Here is a 20,045-nt window from a genome sequence, read left to right on the forward strand (position 1 = left end):
TTGACTCAAGCATTAATGCAGTACGATCTTCAAAGTTAAGATGATGGTATGACAATTTTATATACTCCATAAACCCTTTAAATTAATTAGGTGGTTTATGTCGCACTTCAAGTTTTACTCTGCCCTGGGTTTGAACTGGATGAAGTTCATTATATCGATGCCGAAGGTATTCCAAAGATTGGCCAGCGTATGCTGTTAGCTAGAGCGCATAAACCGCTTTAATCCAGCACTTTTAAATCAGTTATTCTAAACAGGCGGCATTGGGCTGATTTTGGATTGCTTTTTCCAACCTGAAATTCTTGCTGGCTGGTCGCTAATTTGACCTGTACCCATTCCCCTTGCAGCCAGATCCGCTGATCTGCTTTTAAACGGCGAACCTTATTGGCAACAGCTTCGCTGGCGGCAATCACACTCAGGTTCAGCAAATGAGGTTGAATGTTCGCAGGATTGGCTTGTGCGTCTGTAGCGGTCATATTAAAACAACGCCTGTCCTGCTCAAGCTTGAATGGTTTAAATACAGCACTGGATACTTCCGGTACTGCCAGTAACAGATCAATATTACTGACATAGGCCAGATCATTAAAACTTCCCACCACCGGACTGGCTGGATGAATGGTACGGCGCTCAGGCCCATAATACTGTTTAGCCAGTACGCGATATTCAGCCTGATGCGGCTCAATCGATTCTACCTGAAAATTTTTGAGTACCCCGGCCTGCTCCAGATTCGGGATCGCCCGAAAGTATTCCGACCAGATCCATAGTCCAAGCGCAAACAGTGCTGCGGCAATAATCAGTTTATCCATAGTGTAGCGTTGAAGCTTGCTGTCCTTCAGTCTTCAAAATCAATCCGGATGGTCTCAAAACGTACCCGCCCTTCCTGAATGGCTTGAGCAATTGCCATCTGGCCTTTGGTCAGACGTGCACCACCACTTTTAATATCAATCAAAACCACTTCAATATCTTCTGCCAGTCCTTCACCATCACGAAAATCGGTATAACCATCAAAGACTACATAATCCACCGGATCGCCTAAAAATTTGGCATCACTAGGTAGATATTGAAACTCTGGCATGATCGGTGCCAACTGCTCGGCCATTTTGCCTTTGAGTACCGCGCGACTGGTATTTACACTGCGTTTTTGTGCAGCGACTAAAGCTTGCTGATGTTCCAGCTCCAGCTCGGCAATATATTGTTCATATTCTGCTTTAATTCGACCATTTCGCGTCTGGCCCAGAATCAGGGTAGTTAAAACCACTCCAATACAGGCACCAATCAGCATAGCCATTCCAATGGACATTCAATCTTCCTAATCTGCTTTATTTTGCTGCCTACCTTCGACTGAAGTTGAAAAGGTCTGCCATCCAGTAAGCCTGCAAAGAATGATATGCTAGGCGGGAGCAGAATTAAATCATCCCGGGTCATGAAAACTATTTTAATTGCAAATCAGAAAGGTGGCTGTGGTAAAACCATTACTGCGATTAGCCTGACAGCTGCCCTGGCACAAAAGGGTTATAAAGTTGCTCTGGCCGATGCGGACAGCCAGAAATCGACCTTGCAATGGTTGAAACATCGCCCAAAAGATGCCGCACCGATTCAGAGTCTGGACTGGCGAAATGCCAAATCGATTGGGGATGCGCCTAAAAATCTGGAATATCTGATTATCGATGCACCCGGAGCGCTGACTGAAGATCATGCCGAACAGCTAATTAGTGAAGCGGATGCCATCATTATCCCGCTGCAGCCTTCTTTTTTTGATATTGATTCTACGCGCCGTTTTCTCAAACATTTGCAGGATATTAAACGTATCCGTAAAGGCAAGGTTGAAATTCTGCTCCTCGCTAACCGCACCAAACCTAATGCAGCCAGTAATCAGGACATTCAGCAATTCTTTAATAAAATTGATCAGCAACCGGTTACCTGGATTTCTGAACGTGCACCCTATAGCCGACTGGCCATGCAAGGCCTGTCTATTTTTGATAAACAGCAGAAGATGTACCGTGAATTACAGGATCAATGGCAACCTTTATTGAATGCCATTATTGACGATCCAAGCCAATGGTTCTAGTTCTGTTATTTTTAGCCTCTTCTTTTTATTCTAAGGAAAATAATCGTACTACTTCCCGCACTATCGTTTTCGATCGCTTTTTTTTCAGTTAATATGCCTGACACGACCTAAAAAAATGAGCTTCTAAATTCAGTGCAACAGTACGCGCCTACACTACAAAAAGTCTTATTATTTGGACTATTTTTCATTCTGATTTTTTTGAGTTTTCACATACTCAAGTATTTCATCATTCCTGTAGTTTGGGCAGCCATTATTGCGTACATGACCTGGCCGCTGTATCAGTCGATCTTAAGAATGAGTGGCAATCGGCCGACACTGAGTGCGACCATTATGATTCTGGGTGTGATTCTGGTATTTGGTTTGCCTTTTATCTTTGCCATTTTTATGCTGCAACACGAAGGCCGGAACCTGTATTTTGAATTGCAGAAACAGGTATTCTCAGGTCATCTCAGCGTTCCAGATTTTATTCGCGGCCTGCCACTTGTAGGTAAGGAAATTACCCGCACCCTGAATGAGATTAATGCCGATCCAAATAGCATTGCACAAACCATTTCAGTCTGGATTCAGGGTCATCTGAATTACGGTAAAGTTGTGCTGAATGAAATCAGTAAAAATGTCTTCAAGCTGTGTTTTGCCGTGCTGTCGTTATTCTTCTTTTATCGTGATGGCCATACCATTCTGAATCAGGTGCGTAAAGCCTTTGAAATGGTAGTCGGTCCACGTATTCATCATTATCTGGCTACAATTTCGGATACTACACGTGCGGTGGTCTATGGCGTAGGTTTAACGGCGATTGCCCAGTCTTTACTGGCAGGTATCAGCTACTTTGTGGCTGGCGTACCGAACCCAATGGTACTGACCATTATCACCTTTATCTTTGCTTTAATTCCTTTTGGCCCTCCTGTTGCTTATGGTGCAGTTTCGCTATGGCTGTTCTCGCAAGGTCAAACCATTGAAGCCGTAGGGGTCATGATCTGGGGTGTCTGTATTGTGAGTACGGCAGATAATGTGATTCGTCCACTGGTCATTTCAGGTGCAACACAAATTCCATTCCTGCTGATCATGTTTGGTGTCTTAGGTGGCATTGCCAGTTTCGGTCTGGTCGGTGTCTTTATTGGACCGGTGATTCTGGCCGTACTACTGGCCATCTGGCGTGAATGGCTGCATGAAAGCAACTTGAATGAACTTTTGATGATGCCTAAAGCCACTATGGCGCATGAGGTTGAACCGAAGAAAAAATTCCGTCTGCGCCGCAACAAGACACCGAAATCACAAGACTAACTGGCTTAAACAAATTAAAACATTTAAGTACTGATTTTCTATAGTGCTTTTGGTCTTGCTCTGTTTCAATAGATTCCGAAAAACAGAATAAAGATCAAGGTGTGATAATTATGTCTTCATTGTTTAAACTTACAGCTTTGTGCGCAGTCAGTGCCACACTTTTTACCGGTTGCGCTTCAACCTCCACTTCGACTGAAAATGTTAAAACCGTGACCCTGAATGCTGTCTCTGCACAGGGCGTCGGTGAATCGATTGGTACCGTATTATTGAGTGACAGCCCTGCGGGCCTGGTGATTCGTACTAACCTGAAACAGCTTCCTGCGGGTGAGCGTGGCTTCCATATTCATGAAAATGGTTCATGTGCACCGGGTGAAAAAGATGGCAAACCAGGTGCTGCACTTGCTGCCGGCAGTCACTACAACCCGAATCAGGCACCTCATCATGGCACACCCATGACGGGTCATCTGGGTGACTTACCAGCCCTTAAAGTAAACACTGATGGTACAGCACGTGTGACTCTGCTTGCGCCACGCCTGAAACTGGCAGATGTTCAGGGTCGTGCCATCATGGTCCATGCAGGCGGTGATAACTATTCAGATGAACCGCAGCCATTAGGCGGTGGCGGTGAACGTATTGCATGTGGCGTAATCTGATTTATTACAGATTATTAGCATTCAAAAACGGGCTTCTTGCCCGTTTTTTAGTAGATATTTCTTTTGAAATTGGCGCTTAAATTGCATTCAAAACCGGCAGTCAAATACCACGGATCATATTCTTGTGAATAGCTCAGATTCCATATTGCATCCTCTTCAGCACATACTTAAAAAAGCCCTGTTGCCTTTTCAGTCCAGTGCCTTGATGACTTACTGTTTGCAGATGTTTATTGTGCTTTCAGGAACGACTTTTGGTCTAAAACTTCTCGGCTATGAGACTTTGATTGTTCCGGTTACTTTAGGGGCAATTGCTACTGCCCTGACCGATTTTGATGACCGTTTAAGTTTAAGGCTGCGCAATCTGGGGCTGGTCATGCTGCTGTTTTTTGCAGTCAGTAGCATGCTGGAATTTCTGCACTCCTATAAAGTCTGGTTTGCACTCTGGCTATCACTTTCTAGTGCCGTATTTATCTTAATGGGGGCTTTGGGACAGCGTTATGCCACCATTTCATTTGGCACTGTATTGCTGTCCATTTACACCATGTTTGGCTTGGGAGAATATGCGCACTGGTACGAACAGCCGCTGTATTTTGTAGTTGGTGTACTGTGGTATGGCCTGACTTCTATCCTATTTTATCTGATTCGTCCAACTTTACAGGTTCAGGAAAATCTGTCCATCAACCTACAACAGATGGCCGAACTGCTATCGACCAAAGCCAAATTATTTGATCCCGATAATCAGAATAATGTCGAACCGCTGCTTTATGAACTTTCATTAAAAAATACCCAAGTCATTGAAAGCTTTAACCGCACCAAAGATTCTTTACTGACCCGACTCAAAGCCTCGCGCCCAAATCATAAAACTATTTACTGGCTGAATCTTTATTTTCTGACCCAGGATATCCATGAACAGGCGACTGCCAACTATCTGCATTATGAGCAGATTCATCAGCATTTTAGCCGTACCGATCTGATCTTTCGGATTCAGAAAAATATTCACTTGCAGGCGCTTGCCTGCCAGCAGTTGGCTGCTTGCGTATTGCGTAATGAAACTTATCAGCTTCCTGAACAGCATCAACTGGCACTCAAAGCATTAGAAGCTTCCATGCAGGACTGGATTGCGCAGCACCCCCAGAATATTGAAGTGAAAAACTTACAGCTCATTCTGAGCAATCTGCTGAGTGTGTATGAACAGCTGCAACATTTGCAGGATGGACAAGTCATTTACCGTCCAGATTATCCAAAGCATTTTGATGATTCCAGCCTGTTTGATGATGACCTGCGTGGACCCGCAGATTTCTGGCTGAAATTAAAACCCCATTTGAGACCACAATCAGCGCTGTTTCGCCATGCGGTGCGGATCGCTTTGGTCTTTCTGGTTGGCTATGCCATTTCCCTATTACCCTTTGCCAAAAATGGCTACTGGATATTGCTGACCAGTCTGTTTGTCTGCCAGATCAGTTATTTCGCTACCAAAAGCCGTTTAAAACTGCGGACTTTAGGTACATTGCTCGGCGTCATCCTGGGAATTCCGATCCTGTATTTTGTGCCGAGTATTGAAGGCCAATTGCTGCTCACAGTTATTTTCGGTGTCGGTTTTTTCTATTTGCGCTCCAAGAAATATGCTATGGCCACATTGATGGCAACCTTGGTGGTACTGCTGATTTTTAATCTGAAAGGCGCTGGCTATGCAGTCATTCTGCCGAGAATTATCGATACCCTGATTGGCTGTCTGATCGCCTGGCTGGCGGTCAGCTGCATCTGGCCAGACTGGAATTTCCGTAATATTTCCAGCAACATCAAAAAATCTTCCCAAGCGACGCTGAACTATTTACTGGCTATTCTGGAGCAATATCAGCATGGCAAAAATAACAGCATTGCTTATCGGACAGCACGTCGTTTGGCCCACAATGCCCAGATTGACCTTTCCAATATGATTTCCAGTCTGAGTACCGAACCAAATCCAGATCCGGTGCTGATTCGCAATGCCTTTCGTTATCTAGTTTATAGTCACAGTCAGCTCAGTTATATTTCCGCATTGGGTAGCCATCGTGAACAGGTATCTGATCCGCAAATTCTGCAACTGCTCTCTGCCTGCCAGCAGACTTTAACCTCTGCCCTATCAAATCCTGAAAATGTACCGCAGCAGGACATTCAAGGCCAATTGGCAGAAATCCGGCAACTGAGTCAGCAGGAACATATTTCTACCCACCTGCTGCTGGTGCTTAAACAGATCAGTCTGTTACTGGAAACCTTGCCTGAATTATTGTCTCTAAGACAGCAATTACTAGCTGTTGAAATCAAATAACCAAGCGGAGCACTAGGATATAAGTATTTAAAATAATTAATTTTATCCTATAAATTTCATTTTGCTTAAATTGGTAGATTGGGTACACTCAAGCCTGATTGAATAGAACATAGAAGAGTGAGCGCGCGTGAATATTAAAACTTTGCGTCTGGTTGGATTGCTTGAAGGTATTTCATTTCTGCTGCTGTTATTTATTGCCATGCCGGTCAAGTACATGATGGATAACCCGATTCTGGTAAAATATATCGGCATGGGTCACGGCGTTCTTTTCGTGCTTTTTCTTGTGGTGTTATTTGCGGTCTGCGAAAAACAGAAATGGTCTCTGAGTATGTTTATTCTGGGCTTGATCGCGTCGATTCTGCCGTTTGGACCATTTATCTTTGATATGAAATTAAAGAAGTTGGAGCAGCCGGCTGAAGCTTAACTTTTGGATTCTAATCACTATATCAATCAAGATACAAGTAGCACTGCTGCGCAAAGGTAAGGTTATTTTATTAATATTTCCCTCTCTCTCCCATAGGGAGAGAGAACATTCAATACTTTTATTTGAGGCAAATAAAGTAAATAGCTTCATTCGATTAAATATTTAAGAGAAAGGAATTCTTTTAAAACTCCCCTCGCCCTTTTCTTTCCAACATCACCTGTTTCAGCTGCATACGTGGCAAGCTAAACCACAGCGCAATTAAAATAAACGAGGCACCGCAATAAGCCCAAAGATCAAAAGCTTCATAAGCAATTCTGACCACTTCAATCACGATAAAGAAACTCAGCATCATCAAGATGGATACTGTTGCCGCAACCGTGCCTTTAGACACTTCAGAAGACATTAGGGCAAAACGGTACAATACCGAAAAGCTGATCCCCTCTCCCAGACTGATACAAGTCGTACCGATAATCAGGCAATGCAGAAAATAATCCGAAATCAGCATTCCCACTAAAAGCAAAATGGTTCCAAACAACATCAATGGCACACCCAGCATCACTGTTTTACCGAGCGGCATCTTGTCGATAATTTTTAGCAGAATGATATTGCCCAGAATCAGGCCACCCAATACCGGAAACTGAGCCAGGCCATATTGCATGCTGCTCAAGCCTAGTTCTTCAACCAGAATCACGGGAGATAAGGCAATCCATAACATCAATGGCAAGCTCACCAGTGGCAATGCCATGGTCATAATCACAAAACGCTTATTTTTCAGGACCTGTTTAAAGTCATCGATAATATAGCTGAGTGGCTGTTTGGGAATACTGATATTCGGATTCGGCATCTTCGCTTTTAGTCCAAACCAGCTCAGAAATGCCAGACAGGCAATGCCGATAAAACCCCAGTGCCATGAGACATGGTCAATCATAAAGGCACCGACTACTGGCCCTAAAAGTGGTGCCAGCAAGGAGACATTGGCCATAAGTGCCATGACTTTAATGGCATCGCGTTCTTCAAAACTTTCCTGAATCGCGGCATAACCCACAGCAGCAATAAAGGACAAGCCAAAACCTTGTAAAAAGCGCAGGAACAGAAAGCTTTGAATATTCGGTGTGAGTAAAATCGCCAGACAGCAGATTACAAAAAAAGCTACGCCACCGAGCAGGACTTTTTTACGGCCTAATCGGTCTGATAAGGGTCCTAAAATTGCGGCAACAAATGCCCCACCTAACAGGAAAAAGGACATAGAAGATGGTGCCCAGGAACTGCTTACGCCAAAATCACGGGTAATGGCCAACATGGCCGGCTGGATCAGGTCATTACAGATATAGACGGAGAATTCAAACAGCACCAGTGCCAGAGGAAACATCAGTGTGGCACGGGTCAGTTTGTGGGTTTGGGCGTTTTGCATGGGAGTTGTTATTGCCAGTCTGCCCATTAATAGCAGACCGAACTTTATCTAAAATAGAGAAGAATAATTTTAGCAGAGATCGGATTTAAAGTATTTTGAACTTTAACTGTTCTCAACCGATTTCTTCATTTTAAAAGATTCAGCTAAAACTTTATTTGCCTCTGTCAGTAATTTGACTTGTTCCAACGAATTATCAGAATTTGAATCAGCTTTCGAATCGTTATAAAGTTCCTGTCCAAAGAAACGATCTGCTAAATGTTTCCGAAGTTCTAAACGATCCTCATCTTTAAATTCACGGGCATAAAGTGGGAAAGAAGCGAGTTCAGTTCCCAACATTCTGGCTTTATATGCCACTTTACGATGTTTAGAAGATTCACGAGCTAAGTACCAAGCAGGTGTAGTTAAGCTAAAAAGCATCAATGTTTTGATTAGACTTTCCCAACCAAGTGGAATATGAATATAGGTACTATCTCTTAAATGATTCCAATTTTGGATAGAGATGTTAAGAAAACCCAATATCAATATTGTTCCAATAATTGCAAAAATACCTAAAGCCCAATTTCTATATTTGTTTGCTATCGAAACTTCTTCCTCATGAATTTCATCATATAATTTTTTAATTAAGCTATTATTTTTATCGTCTATATCCTGATTTAATAAATACTTCTTTACTCTTAACTCTTCAACTAATTGATTAGCTTCACTCTGTAATTTCAAAACATCTTCATTATTAAAAGAAATTCTTAATTGTTCTTTATGTATATCAAATAGTTGTCTGTTTATTTTTCTATAGCTTCTTTCTAAATTATCTTTATCTATATTTAAAGGGAAATCTAATTCATCAGTATCAGCGAATTTATACTGGCTATCAAATACCCCTAATACTTTTCTTGCAGTTCTTTCTGCTTCAAAGACTTCATCTAAATTGAAATGAGGATTCGCGTATTTTAATCTAGTTAGTAAAGACTCTAATAAATCGGTATGCTGTTCTAGCCGTTTAGAAAACTCCTCAAATCTATAGAGAATAAGAAGCTGTACTAAATCTAAGTAATCAAAAGTATTGTATGGGGCAGAATCAAATAATTTTTGTAGTTCATAACTTATATTACTAAGCACAGTTTCTATATTAATATCGTTTTTCATATCGCCCCAAAAAGCAAAAAAGCGCATCCTGAAGATACGCTTTTAACGAAGTTTTGTTTAAAGATCAAACATTATTATGGACATGCTGCTTTCTGGAAAGTTTTGGTATTTGAACCTCGTACACACTGATAGAGCTTTTCCGTATTGTGCATTTTCCAGTTTTTATCTTCTTTCCTAAAATGATAAATGGTCTGAATCGATCTCACCGAATCATCCATCAGACCTGTTTCAGTTACTTTCACCTGTCCAACTGTCGGTGACTCAACACGATTAAAGAACTGACGAATCTCGACTGTTGCCAGTTCTTCACGCAGGTCAGGCCTCATTTTAAGCACCTGATCCAAAGGTGTATCTGAAGAAGACTGCACTTTTGCAATCACTTTCTGGGTAGTTGTACAACCTGATGTCATCACACCCAGACCTAAAATTGTAACCGCCAATAACCGTAACATATTGTTTAACCCAGATTATCTTTATTATGCAGAAATTATCATGCCGGGCTTTTCAGCTTAACGCTATTTAGACTCTGTAAGTCCAGTTACAGAGCAATAAAAAAAGCGCACCTTTCGATGCGCTTTTGTAAATCTATTCTGATTAAAGATCGAATAGTTTGCCTGGGTTCATGATGCCATTTGGATCGAACACTTTTTTCAAGGCTTTCATGTATTCGATTTCTTCAGCTGAACGGGTGTATTCAAGATAAGGTTTCTTGGTCATACCCACACCATGTTCCGCAGAAATTGAACCGTCATATTTTTTCACAGTATCAAATACGTACTTGTTCACGACTTGGCATTTCGCAAAGAATTCATCTTTGGTCAGGTCAGCCGGTTTCAGGATATTCAAGTGCAGGTTACCGTCACCGATATGACCGAACCAGCAGATTTCGAAATCTGGGTAGTTTTCATTCACGATCGCATCGATTTCTTTAATGAATGCCGGTACGTGAGTGATCAGTACAGAGATGTCATTTTTGTATGGAATAAATGGAGCAATCGACTCAGAAATGTCTTCACGCAGACGCCATAAGCTGTGTACTTGCTCAAGACTTTGGCTCATCACGCCATCCAGCACCCAACCCTGTTCCATACAGTGCTCGAAGATTTCCATCGCCTTGTCCATAATCGGCTCAAACGGCGCTTCAAACTCAAGCAATACATAGAAGGGACATTCAGTTTCAAATGGACGCTGTACGTGACCATTGGCCAATACTTTTTGCATCGCCAGCTCACCGAAGAACTCAAATGCAGTCAGGTCGATTTTTGCCTGGAAGGCATGTAATACTGGCATGATCGCATCAAAATCAGGTACACCCAGTACCAGCACTTGCAGGTCTTGTGGCTGACGTTCCAGCTTGATTTCTGCTTCAGTGACTAAACCTAAAGTACCTTCACCACCGATGAACAGGTGTTGTAGTGCATAACCCGTTGCGTTCTTAATCATGCCTTTGTTTAGACGCAGTACATCACCTTTACCAGTCACCACAGTCAGGCCAAGCACCCAGTTACGGGTCATGCCGTATTTGATCACTTTAATCCCGCCGGCATTGGTGCCGATGTTCCCGCCGATCTGGCTTGAACCAGAAGAGGCAAAATCAACCGGATAGTACATGCCCTGCTCTTCAGCATAGTTTTGCAGCTGTTCAGTCACCACACCTGCCTGTACGCGCACCATACGGTCTGCCGGGAAGAATTCCAGAATCTGGTTCATCTTGTCCATGCTTACCACAATCTCGCCATTCGCAGCGACAGCACCTGCAGAAAGACCAGTACGACCACCTGATGGAGTCACTGCAACATTGAACTGATTGGCAAGCTTCACAATTGCTTGAACCTGTTCAGTCGAAGATGGGAAAACGATGACCGATGGGTTTGGATCAAAGTGTTTGGTATGATCACGACCCCAATTCTGGAGGCTGTCCGCATCAGTTTTAATACGGTTTTCACCCACAATTGCAGTCAATTGGGTCAATAACTCTGGGGTTAAAGCGACTGGAGCATTCATCGTTTGCAGACCTAGCATGAATTAAACAAGAGAGACCTCGCCAGTTTATTTGTATATTTTTCAGGCATTAAAACCTGTATACAAAGCAGGCGAAACATGATGATTAAAGCACCAAAACTGGCAGCTTAAACAGCATGGCGCAATATTATAAGCTATTTTTAGGGCTTTCCCTTAAAAAATGACAATTTTGACAATATACCTTTGAAAATGATAGTTTAATTCAACCAGTTCTATCATTTTCACTACTATCACTTGCAAAAATAGCTGATATTGTAGTCATCAAGGAAATGTATAACCGCCCCATTCCTGTGCTATTATACGGCGACTAAATTTGGCCTTTGTAGCGGAGCCGTAATGAGCCAACATCTATCTCTACCTAAAGATAAAATCCGTTTTCTATTGTTAGAAGGCGTTCACCAGAACGCAATCGACACATTGAATGCAGCTGGATATACCAATATCGACTATCGCAAAACAGCGCTTGAGGGTGAAGCACTGAAAGAAGCGATTAAAGATGCACACTTCATTGGTATCCGTTCCCGTACTCAGCTCACTGAAGAAGTGTTTGAAGCTGCGAACAAACTGATCGCGGTAGGTTGTTTCTGTATCGGTACTAACCAGGTGAACCTGGATGCAGCAATGCGTCGCGGTATTCCGGTATTCAACGCACCGTATTCAAATACACGTTCGGTTGCTGAACTTGTACTTGCTGAAGCGATTCTTCTGCTTCGCCGTGTACCTGAAAAATCTACAGATACACATGCAGGCGGCTGGAACAAATCTGCTGTAGGTTCGTTCGAAACTCGTGGTAAGACTTTAGGTATCGTTGGTTACGGTTCAATTGGTTCACAACTTTCTGTCCTTGCTGAAAGCCTGGGTATGAAAGTGATCTATTTCGACACAGTGACTAAATTACCACTGGGTAATGCACGTCAGGTCGGCACAATGGGCGAACTTCTTGCAAATGCTGATGTTGTTTCTATTCACGTTCCTGATGTTCCGTCTACACGTAACTTCATGACCAAAGAACAATTCGCGCAAATGAAAGAAGGCTCAATCTTCATCAATGCGGCACGTGGTACATGTGTTGTGATCGAAGATCTGGCTGAAGCGTTGAAATCTGGCCACCTTGCGGGTGCTGCGGTTGACGTATTCCCGAAAGAGCCTAAAGCAAATGGCGAAGAATTTGTTTCTCCACTACGTAACATTCCAAATGTAATCCTGACTCCACACGTGGGCGGTTCTACCATGGAAGCTCAGGCGAACATCGGTCTGGAAGTTGCTGAGAAATTTGTAGCTTATTCAGATAAAGGTATGACGCTTTCTGCAGTGAACTTCCCAGAAATCGCGCTTCCATTAACTGAAGGCAAACACCGTCTGCTTCACATCCACAAAAACATTCCGGGTGTGCTGTCTAAGATCAACAACCTGTTTGCTGAACATGGCATCAACATCTCTGGTCAGACTTTAATGACCAAAGGCGATGTGGGTTACCTGGTGATGGATGTAGACGCAACTGCATCTCAAGAAGCACTCGATACTCTACACAACCTTGAAGGTACAATCCGCGTTCGCGTATTGTTCTAATTCAGGTTTTTAAAAAGCCACAGTCTTCGGGCTGTGGTTTTTTTATTGCTTAAAGGTTTTTATTTTTAAGCCTTACTCAGCTGATGCTGCTCTTCCGCTCTTCGAGAAATCGAAACAAATTTAGTCATGCCAAATCTTAAAATTGCACCTATGGTGCAAGCGCCGCTGATTCTGCTGATCGCGATGATTAGCATGCAGAGCAGCGGCTCCTTTGCCAAATATCTGTTTGGCCAGTTCCCGATCCTGACCGTTTCTGCCATGCGCCTGCTATTGGGTGCATTGATTCTGGCGCTCATTTTTAAAGTCTGGCAGATCAATTTCCGCCAGGTCAGATGGCCAGCCATTATCAGCTATGGCTTGGCATTAGCTGGCATGAATATGCTGTTTTATCTGGCAATTGATCGATTGCCGATTGGAATCGCAGTCTCTTTTGAATTTATTGGCCCTTTAAGTGTTGCCCTGTTTTATGCCCGGCAGAAATTTGATTTTATCTGGGTAGGATTGGCCATTCTGGGGCTGGTTCTGTTGTTTCCCTTTGATCAGGCTGCACAACCGCTTGACCCGATGGGCATCCTGTTTGCCTTAGGTGCAGGTTCCTGCTGGGCACTGTATATCGTGGCCGGACAAAAACCTTCGGGTGTATCAGGGAATCATACCGTGTGTCTGGGCATGTTCGTCGGCATGCTGGTGCTGATGCCGATTGCCCTATTTGCGGGAATGCCTGCTCATGTGTTTGAGCCAAGCAGCCTCATGTATTTTGTTATTTTGGCTGCACTTGCCAGTGCCTTACCCTTTACTTTGGAAATGATTGCACTGCGTAATTTAACCGCATTGAGTTTTGGCACTCTAATGAGCCTGGAACCTGCGGTTGCAGCACTCTCCGGTTTTGTATTCTTAGGCGAAACTTTATTGTGGACACAATGGCTGGCACTGGCCACCATTATCAGTGCGTCGATTGGCTGTACGGTGATGACACAAAGAAGAAAGCACTAAATAAAAAAGGCGCTCAAGCGCCTTTTTTAAATGACCTATTTAATTTTAGCGTGGCGTTGCATCCTTAATAGCTGTATTTAATGTTGTAGCTGCTGTCACATTATAGCCATCACATGCCGAAGCAAGATGGTCATACAGGTAATCTGTCCATTTGAGCATTAGAGGAGTTGCACCCTCTTCCCTTAAATTGTCCAAGGCAGCTTTTCTTGCTTGAGCAATATAATCGGCATGATCAATATGCTCTCCATGTTCCGAGAAAGTACTGGAATAAATTTCACCCTGATATTCGATCGCCCCAAAGTATTTATAATATTGCTGCGCATCGTCTTTATATTCGGCTTTTTTAAATTTCAGGTTAGCCATCGTGCCATCTAAAATGGTTTTCGCCATCTCTTGAACAGACTCGCCTGTCTGCCATTCAGCCAGTGTACGATAGCCAGTTTTGATATCCGGATCAAATTCAATAAATTCTTCCTCAGGATGTTCCGCCAGAATACGGAAACATTTAGATCCGTTCGGGAAAGTACGCGCCTTCTGTAAACCGACAAAATTGGTAGCAAATTGATTGTAATATTTACGTTCAGCATCCGTGGTATCAGTATTAAAGAAAACTCTGGTCTCGGTATCGTCATACATCTTCACGACAGCAATATTGGTACGTTCAGTTAAGGCTTTACCTGACAGGTCGTACCACTCCAGGTGTCGATGATTGCTGATGTTATTTTCCGGAATAGTGACGGGACGACTGGTAAATTGTTCAGAAGTATTTTCCAGTACTTTTTCCAGTTTATAACCTAATGCTGTACGGGCACGATCTGCAGGGAATACGCCTTTTTCTGTGACATAAATTGGGAAGGTCATATCTTCATCAAGATCATATTCAGTATCAACAGTCCGGTTATCATCTGCATACAAGATGCCGTCAGTGATTTTATTTTTATGACTGGCCAATAGAAGCTTTTCCGACTCCATATCTGAAGCATCAATATTCGGCAGGTTGAACTGATAGGTATAGAATTCAGAAATCGTATCTGATGTTCCATCACCATTATCCGGGGTTCCAGGATTGGTTGGGGTTGGTTGGCCTGCGACTGGCTCGTTATTATCAGAATCAGAGCCACCACATGCAGTCAGCATAAGGCTCAAGACAGCACAAGAGAGTAATCTTAATTTCATTATTATCTACCTTATTATTTTTTGATCGTTTTATTTTTCATTGTTATTTTAAAGTTGACCCAAATCATGAGGTCTAAGCCATTTTAATAAATATAAAATTAAGATCAAATTAAAAATTGATTAATTTATAACTACAATCTCATCAACAATTAACGTTGAATTTAATTTTTTCGGTGGGGGATAAAATCAAAAATTTAAATCCACTGATCCAAAATCTGCTTCGTATTCACAAAATATTCTTCTGCCCTACTCATCAAAAATTAACCAGTTTGATATACTTCCGCTTTCTTCTGTATCTCGATTATACCCTTCTGGTATAAGTAGTTTCTCCCATGCCAAACGTCCAACTTCTTGCTGTATTGTACATGGTTCTCTCCATGACTTCATACCAGATCAGTGCATCCTTCGCCAAGCAACTTTTCCTGGTGCTTGACCCGATCACTGTCACTATTTTAAGACTCTGCTTTGCCGCCATTATTGTCTGTATCATGTTCCGTTCCTGGAAAGTTATCCGACGTTTACAATTCCTGAAATGGCGGGATCTGCTCTGCTATAGTGCTTCTCTAGGCGTGATGAATATCCTGTTCTACATGTCGCTGGGTAAACTCCCGCAAGGAATTGCGGTCGGACTGGAATTTATTGGCCCGCTAGGCTTGGCCTTAATTTCGATTCAGAACCGTAAGGACTATGTCTGGGTATTACTGGCAATTTTAGGTATTGTGCTGATGGTGCCATGGGGGGAAGCCAATAGCAGTAACTTTGACCTGTTTGGTGCAGCCTGTGCCTTAGGTGCCGGCCTCTGCTGGGCGCTGTATATCTATTTTGGGCAACGCGTGGTGCAGCAAAATATCGGCATGCATGCACTGACGATTGCCATCAGTATTTCAGCCTTGTGTTTGCTACCAATCGGACTATATAACAACGCCTCTGCTTTGATTGATACTCAATATTGGGGCAAGGCCATTACCATCGCAGTGCTGGCAACAGCCATTCCTTATGCGCTGGATTTAAAAGCGCTTCAGCACTTGAATAAAACCAGTTATGGTACGCTTTCCAGTCTGTCTCCAGCTCTGGCGGCACTGGTAGGTTTTATTTTGCTGGGTGAAAAAATTACGCTACTTCAAACCGTCGCACTGGTTTGTATTATGCTGGCTTCAGTTGGCGTGACCATGCGGGAAGCACGACAGCAATATAAAACCCGGAAAATAGAAAGCTGAATAAATAAAAAAAGATGGCACTCTGGCCATCTTTTTTTGTCATGAAAATTTGAATTTAAATAAATTTAAATATTAGCTTTTAACCAGCATGTCTTTTTTCATTTCTTTATAACGCTGATATTCAGTTTTGTACTGATCCGCTAAAGCCTGTTTTTGTTCATCTCCCAGAATTTTTCCGGCCTGCTGGAAGAAAGCATGCTCTTCTTCTTTCAAATGATGATGTACCTTATCTGACAGTTTCTTGGCAATTGCAATCCAGCTTGGGCTACTAAATTCAGTTTCAGTCAGTTCCTCAATCATTTCATCCATTTCATGATGTTCTGCCAAGGCGTGACGGGTAATGTTCAGGCCGGGATCTGTCATCATCAAGGGAATATAAAAGTAACGGTCTTCTGCGGTTTCATGCGCAAACAGTTCATTCTTCAGCTGCTTGAACAACTCACGACGTTCTGGCGAATCCCCCGAAGTTTGCAGTAATTTTTCTGCCAGATCACGCTGGATTTCATGACTTTCCCTTAATGCTTCAAAAATGGTGGTCATGTAATTTTTCTCCTGTTTTTGTCATGCCTTTGCTCCAGCATAGAGTGAAACCGGCAAATGGTCAGGAATATTTATAAGGCGAATTTGTATAAAAAACTTTAATATTGAGAATAGTTTACATCTATTTTTAGGCTAAAAACATCTGATAAGCCATACGGCAAATCAGCAAACTGACCAGGATCAGAAACAGAATCCGGATAAAACCGCTGCCATATTTAAAGGCCAGTTTAACTCCTAATAGCGAACCGCAAATATTCGCAGCTGCCATCATGGCACCCACCAGAAATAGCACATGACCTGTAGGAATAAAGAAACTCAGTGCCGCGAGATTAGTAGTGAAATTGGCAATTTTCGATAAAGCTGAGGCATGCAAGAAATCCACGCTCAGATAACGGATAAAGAAAAAGATAAAGAAACTGCCCGTGCCTGGGCCAAAAATTCCGTCATAGAAACCGATAGCCAGGCTACCTAATGCTGCCAGTATCAGCATCTTTTTATTCAGCTTTTGCTCGACATGTACCCGTCCGAATTGCTTTTTCATGAAGGTATAAAACGCAATCACGATCAGCATGATCAGCACAAAAGGCTTGAGAATATCCACCGGAATCAAGGTGACACTGGCTGCTCCAATAAATGAGCTAATAAAGCTGCACAGCGCAATTACACCAAGTAAAACCCATGGCAGCTTGACCTGTCTAAGATAGGAAAAGGCTGCCGAGCCTGTACCAAAAATAGAGGCTAGCTTGTTAGTGCCAAATACTGTGGCAGGTTGCAGCTGCGGCAGACTGCTCATAATTGCCGGGATCTGGATCAGACCGCCACCACCGACGGCAGCGTCAATCGCTCCTGCCATAAAGGCAAAAAGCACCAGACTGAGGATAATCTCGATGTCCATTGTTATTCAACGCGCCTAGAGATTAAGAACACGTTTAGGTACCAGACGTTTTTTATCCGTGATTTCAGCCAGGCCTAAACATTTCTCGCCATCAAAAACCAGCACCTGTGGCTCTGCCGGATGGTCGATATTACTTTCCATACCCCGGCTAAAATATTCTGCACGGCCTTCCGGTGCCTGAATCTGCGGGAAATACTGTACCGGTGCATAAGCTGGCAGTAATAGTGCTTCACGTTCTGCCTCAGTCAAGCTTTCCAGATATTCAATGGTATAGCTTGGGATAATATCAAAATGACCGGTTTGAATCCGGTGCAGATAAGTCAGATGACCATAGGTACCGAGAGCTTTGGCAATATCTTCGCCGAGTACCCGGATATAAGTGCCTTTGGAACAAGTTACATCCAGCGTAATGCTATTTTCAGTAAAAGATAAAAGCTCAATTGCATAAATGGTAATTGGACGTACTTCACGTTCGATTTCAATACCCTTACGTGCCAACTCATACAGCGGACGACCTTCTTTTTTCAGAGCCGAATACATCGGTGGCACTTGCTGGATCTCACCAACAAACTTGGCAATTGTCTCCTGAATCAACTCTTCATTCAGTTCAGGGACTGGTTTTTCCAGCAGAATCTCTCCTTCGACATCACCTGTGGTGGTGCTATGTCCCAGAAAAACTGTGGTCTGGTAACGCTTGGTTGAATCCAGCAGATAATGCGAAAATTTGGTCGCCTCACCCAGACAGATCGGTAAAAGACCGGAGGCCAAGGGATCTAGTGCACCAGTATGTCCAGCTTTTTGCGCACGATATAACCAGCGTACTTTTTGCAATGCAGCATTCGAGCTGATGCCTAGAGGCTTATTTAATAGAAATACACCGCTGATATGACGACGCTGAATTTTAGGAGATGAGGATTTCATGGCAAAAAGTCAGACATTTTATAAATTGGCGCAATGGTAAAACCCCAGCCAATTATTTACAACTTTTCTACAGCATATAAGGTGCAATATCTCCTATCCTGCCGAATGCAAAATTTAAAATAATCCGATAATTAAAATAAAGGTGCATAGGATATGCAGAAATATAAACTATGGATCGTGATTGCGCTCATCGTATTGTGCTTGATTACCCTGATTCTATGGCTTGCGCCCAGGGATGAAGCACAGGCACGTGTCTCAGGCCCGCAATCCACCAATGAAAGCAGTGCTCAGCAGGCAGCAGCACTGGCCAATGGCCCCGTAAATAACATATTCCTGAGTCCAAGCCAGCAGGATACGGAAATTAATTGCCAGATGCAGATGGATGCCAGCAATCGCCTGATTGTCAATGAACAGACCCGTAACTGTTTTGAATATTTTATTACCCAATATGGGGAAAAAACCCTCGAACAAATCCAGCGAGATTTTAAAGCCTATATTCAACAAAATTATCAGGATCCTGCACTCTCACAAGTTCTGGATCTTTGGGATCGTTATATCCAGTATCGTCAAGGTTTGGGAGAACTGACTCCACCTGCAGGTCTGGATCAAGAAGATCCAGCTTACTACCGCAGTATCTATACCAGCACCCAGAACCTGCGTAAACGCTTTTTCTCTGATTATGAAATTGAAGGACTGTTTGGCACTGAAGATACCTATCATGAATATACCTTAGACCGGATGGCAGTCATGGCGGATAAAAAGCTGAGCGAAGCAGAAAAAGCCCAGAAGCTAAAAGAACTGTTTGCGCAGTTACCGCAGGATTGGCAAGAAAATCTGGAGCAGCTGAATAAACTAGAAGATCTGCGTAAACTCACCGCTGATATTAAAGCCCGGGGTGGTTCTGCGGAAGAAATCCGTCAGATGCGCCTGAATCTGGTCGGTCCTGAAGCAACCCAACGTCTGGAAAAACTTGATGATGAACGTGCGAATTGGAAATCCAGTGTGACGCGTTACTTGGGCGAGCGCGATAACATCCTAAAAAGTGGCCTGAGTGAAAATGCCAAACAGCAAGCAGTTGATCAGTTGCGTCAGAAACATTTCCAGCGCCCTGAAGAACGGCTTCGTGTAGGTACATTTGAACAGGTACATGATCAGGGTGGGACCCTACCCTTTGCCAATTAATTTTCAGCTAAAATTGATCATTGACGCCGTAGCTACACAGTACTGCTACGGCGTCGAATATCTTCTCTTATTCCCTTTTTTTGTCTCATCTCTTATATAAAAACAGTAACGCTGACCCCATTGCTGTCCCATAGTTTGCTTTAAATAAAAAAACCTGAGTCCTAACAGTTAAAATATGAGTGCAAACAAACACTTTAACGACCAGGATTCAGGTTTTGTCACATCAGAATACCGTATTTCATGAG

19 protein-coding genes and 1 pseudogene are annotated in these 20,045 nt (G+C 43.0%); 10 read left to right on the plus strand and 10 right to left on the minus strand.

The genetic code is table 11. The annotated features are described in order from the left end of the window. Positions 1 to 114 precede the first annotated feature (114 nt). A pseudogene (locus FTV12_RS16595) lies at positions 115 to 222 on the plus strand (SAM-dependent methyltransferase); the annotation flags it as partial. Here the strand turns inward: FTV12_RS16595 and FTV12_RS14765 are convergent. After that, positions 219 to 803, minus strand: coding sequence for a hypothetical protein (locus FTV12_RS14765; protein ID WP_180034258.1), 585 nt, complete (start codon positions 801 to 803; stop codon positions 219 to 221). The pseudogene FTV12_RS16595 and the gene FTV12_RS14765 overlap by 4 nt on opposite strands. Before the next feature lie 26 nt (positions 804 to 829). After that, complete coding sequence (locus FTV12_RS14770; RefSeq protein ID WP_004787020.1) at positions 830 to 1,297, minus strand: Holliday junction resolvase-like protein; 468 nt, start codon at positions 1,295 to 1,297, stop codon at positions 830 to 832. Between the two features lie 123 nt (positions 1,298 to 1,420). Here FTV12_RS14770 and FTV12_RS14775 point away from each other — a divergent pair, with 123 nt between their 5' ends. From FTV12_RS14775 to FTV12_RS14795, 5 genes are all read left to right on the plus strand, one after another. After that, a complete protein-coding gene (locus tag FTV12_RS14775; RefSeq protein WP_179992145.1) occupies positions 1,421 to 2,065 on the plus strand; it encodes a ParA family protein in 645 nt (214 codons plus the stop codon). A 132-nt stretch (positions 2,066 to 2,197) separates the two neighbouring features. Further along, positions 2,198 to 3,346 (plus strand): AI-2E family transporter, encoded by a 1,149-nt coding sequence (locus FTV12_RS14780; protein ID WP_179992146.1) that lies wholly within the window; start codon positions 2,198 to 2,200, stop codon positions 3,344 to 3,346. 110 nt (positions 3,347 to 3,456) lie between these two features. Then, positions 3,457 to 3,999 (plus strand): superoxide dismutase family protein, encoded by a 543-nt coding sequence (sodC, locus tag FTV12_RS14785; protein ID WP_180034259.1) that lies wholly within the window; start codon positions 3,457 to 3,459, stop codon positions 3,997 to 3,999. 205 nt (positions 4,000 to 4,204) lie between these two features. Continuing rightward, positions 4,205 to 6,307, plus strand: coding sequence for a YccS family putative transporter (yccS, locus tag FTV12_RS14790; RefSeq protein WP_257220235.1), 2,103 nt, complete (start codon positions 4,205 to 4,207; stop codon positions 6,305 to 6,307). Between the two features lie 127 nt (positions 6,308 to 6,434). After that, complete coding sequence (locus tag FTV12_RS14795; RefSeq protein WP_004787034.1) at positions 6,435 to 6,731, plus strand: DUF3817 domain-containing protein; 297 nt, start codon at positions 6,435 to 6,437, stop codon at positions 6,729 to 6,731. A gap of 181 nt (positions 6,732 to 6,912) precedes the next feature. On the opposite strand, the gene FTV12_RS14800 is transcribed toward FTV12_RS14795, so the two are convergent. The 4 genes from FTV12_RS14800 to FTV12_RS14815 all read right to left on the minus strand — a co-directional run bounded on the left by FTV12_RS14800 (position 6,913) and on the right by FTV12_RS14815 (position 11,289). Next, positions 6,913 to 8,142, minus strand: a complete 1,230-nt coding sequence (locus tag FTV12_RS14800) for an MFS transporter (RefSeq protein ID WP_104425669.1) — start codon at positions 8,140 to 8,142, stop codon at positions 6,913 to 6,915. 102 nt (positions 8,143 to 8,244) lie between these two features. Next, entirely contained in the window at positions 8,245 to 9,285 is a 1,041-nt protein-coding gene (locus FTV12_RS14805; protein ID WP_125279695.1) for a hypothetical protein, read from the minus strand. Positions 9,286 to 9,359: 74 nt separating this feature from the next. Further along, a complete protein-coding gene (locus FTV12_RS14810) occupies positions 9,360 to 9,737 on the minus strand; it encodes a hypothetical protein (RefSeq protein ID WP_179992152.1) in 378 nt (125 codons plus the stop codon). A 142-nt stretch (positions 9,738 to 9,879) separates the two neighbouring features. Further along, on the minus strand, positions 9,880 to 11,289 hold the full coding sequence (locus FTV12_RS14815; RefSeq protein WP_034704522.1) for an FAD-binding oxidoreductase: 1,410 nt from the start codon (positions 11,287 to 11,289) through the stop codon (positions 9,880 to 9,882). A gap of 354 nt (positions 11,290 to 11,643) precedes the next feature. Here FTV12_RS14815 and serA point away from each other — a divergent pair, with 354 nt between their 5' ends. Together serA and FTV12_RS14825 are read left to right on the plus strand one after the other, a co-directional pair. Then, positions 11,644 to 12,876 (plus strand): phosphoglycerate dehydrogenase, encoded by a 1,233-nt coding sequence (gene serA, locus FTV12_RS14820; protein WP_005233651.1) that lies wholly within the window; start codon positions 11,644 to 11,646, stop codon positions 12,874 to 12,876. A gap of 126 nt (positions 12,877 to 13,002) precedes the next feature. Then, complete coding sequence (locus tag FTV12_RS14825; protein ID WP_179992153.1) at positions 13,003 to 13,869, plus strand: DMT family transporter; 867 nt, start codon at positions 13,003 to 13,005, stop codon at positions 13,867 to 13,869. Between the two features lie 45 nt (positions 13,870 to 13,914). Here the strand turns inward: FTV12_RS14825 and FTV12_RS14830 are convergent, their stop codons facing one another. Then, the gene (locus FTV12_RS14830; RefSeq protein ID WP_104425665.1) at positions 13,915 to 15,045 is read right to left on the minus strand and encodes a hypothetical protein; all 1,131 of its coding nucleotides are present in this window, start codon (positions 15,043 to 15,045) and stop codon (positions 13,915 to 13,917) included. A gap of 332 nt (positions 15,046 to 15,377) precedes the next feature. Between FTV12_RS14830 and FTV12_RS14835 the strand changes: the two genes are divergently transcribed. Continuing rightward, positions 15,378 to 16,262 carry a DMT family transporter gene (locus FTV12_RS14835; protein ID WP_180016567.1) on the plus strand — a complete coding sequence of 295 codons (885 nt, stop codon included), beginning with the start codon at positions 15,378 to 15,380 and terminating at the stop codon, positions 16,260 to 16,262. 72 nt (positions 16,263 to 16,334) lie between these two features. On the opposite strand, the gene FTV12_RS14840 is transcribed toward FTV12_RS14835, so the two are convergent. The 3 genes from FTV12_RS14840 to truB form a co-directional block, all read right to left on the minus strand. After that, complete coding sequence (locus FTV12_RS14840) at positions 16,335 to 16,802, minus strand: hemerythrin domain-containing protein (protein WP_179992156.1); 468 nt, start codon at positions 16,800 to 16,802, stop codon at positions 16,335 to 16,337. A 127-nt stretch (positions 16,803 to 16,929) separates the two neighbouring features. Next, positions 16,930 to 17,697 (minus strand): TSUP family transporter, encoded by a 768-nt coding sequence (locus tag FTV12_RS14845; protein ID WP_180034261.1) that lies wholly within the window; start codon positions 17,695 to 17,697, stop codon positions 16,930 to 16,932. A gap of 15 nt (positions 17,698 to 17,712) precedes the next feature. Continuing rightward, positions 17,713 to 18,618 carry a tRNA pseudouridine(55) synthase TruB gene (truB, locus tag FTV12_RS14850; RefSeq protein ID WP_180034262.1) on the minus strand — a complete coding sequence of 302 codons (906 nt, stop codon included), beginning with the start codon at positions 18,616 to 18,618 and terminating at the stop codon, positions 17,713 to 17,715. Positions 18,619 to 18,771: 153 nt separating this feature from the next. Between truB and FTV12_RS14855 the strand changes: the two genes are divergently transcribed. Continuing rightward, complete coding sequence (locus FTV12_RS14855; protein ID WP_180034263.1) at positions 18,772 to 19,800, plus strand: lipase secretion chaperone; 1,029 nt, start codon at positions 18,772 to 18,774, stop codon at positions 19,798 to 19,800. Positions 19,801 to 20,045: the final 245 nt, after the last annotated feature.

The organism is Acinetobacter sp. YH12233, assembly GCF_013417725.1.
Classification (GTDB): domain Bacteria; phylum Pseudomonadota; class Gammaproteobacteria; order Pseudomonadales; family Moraxellaceae; genus Acinetobacter.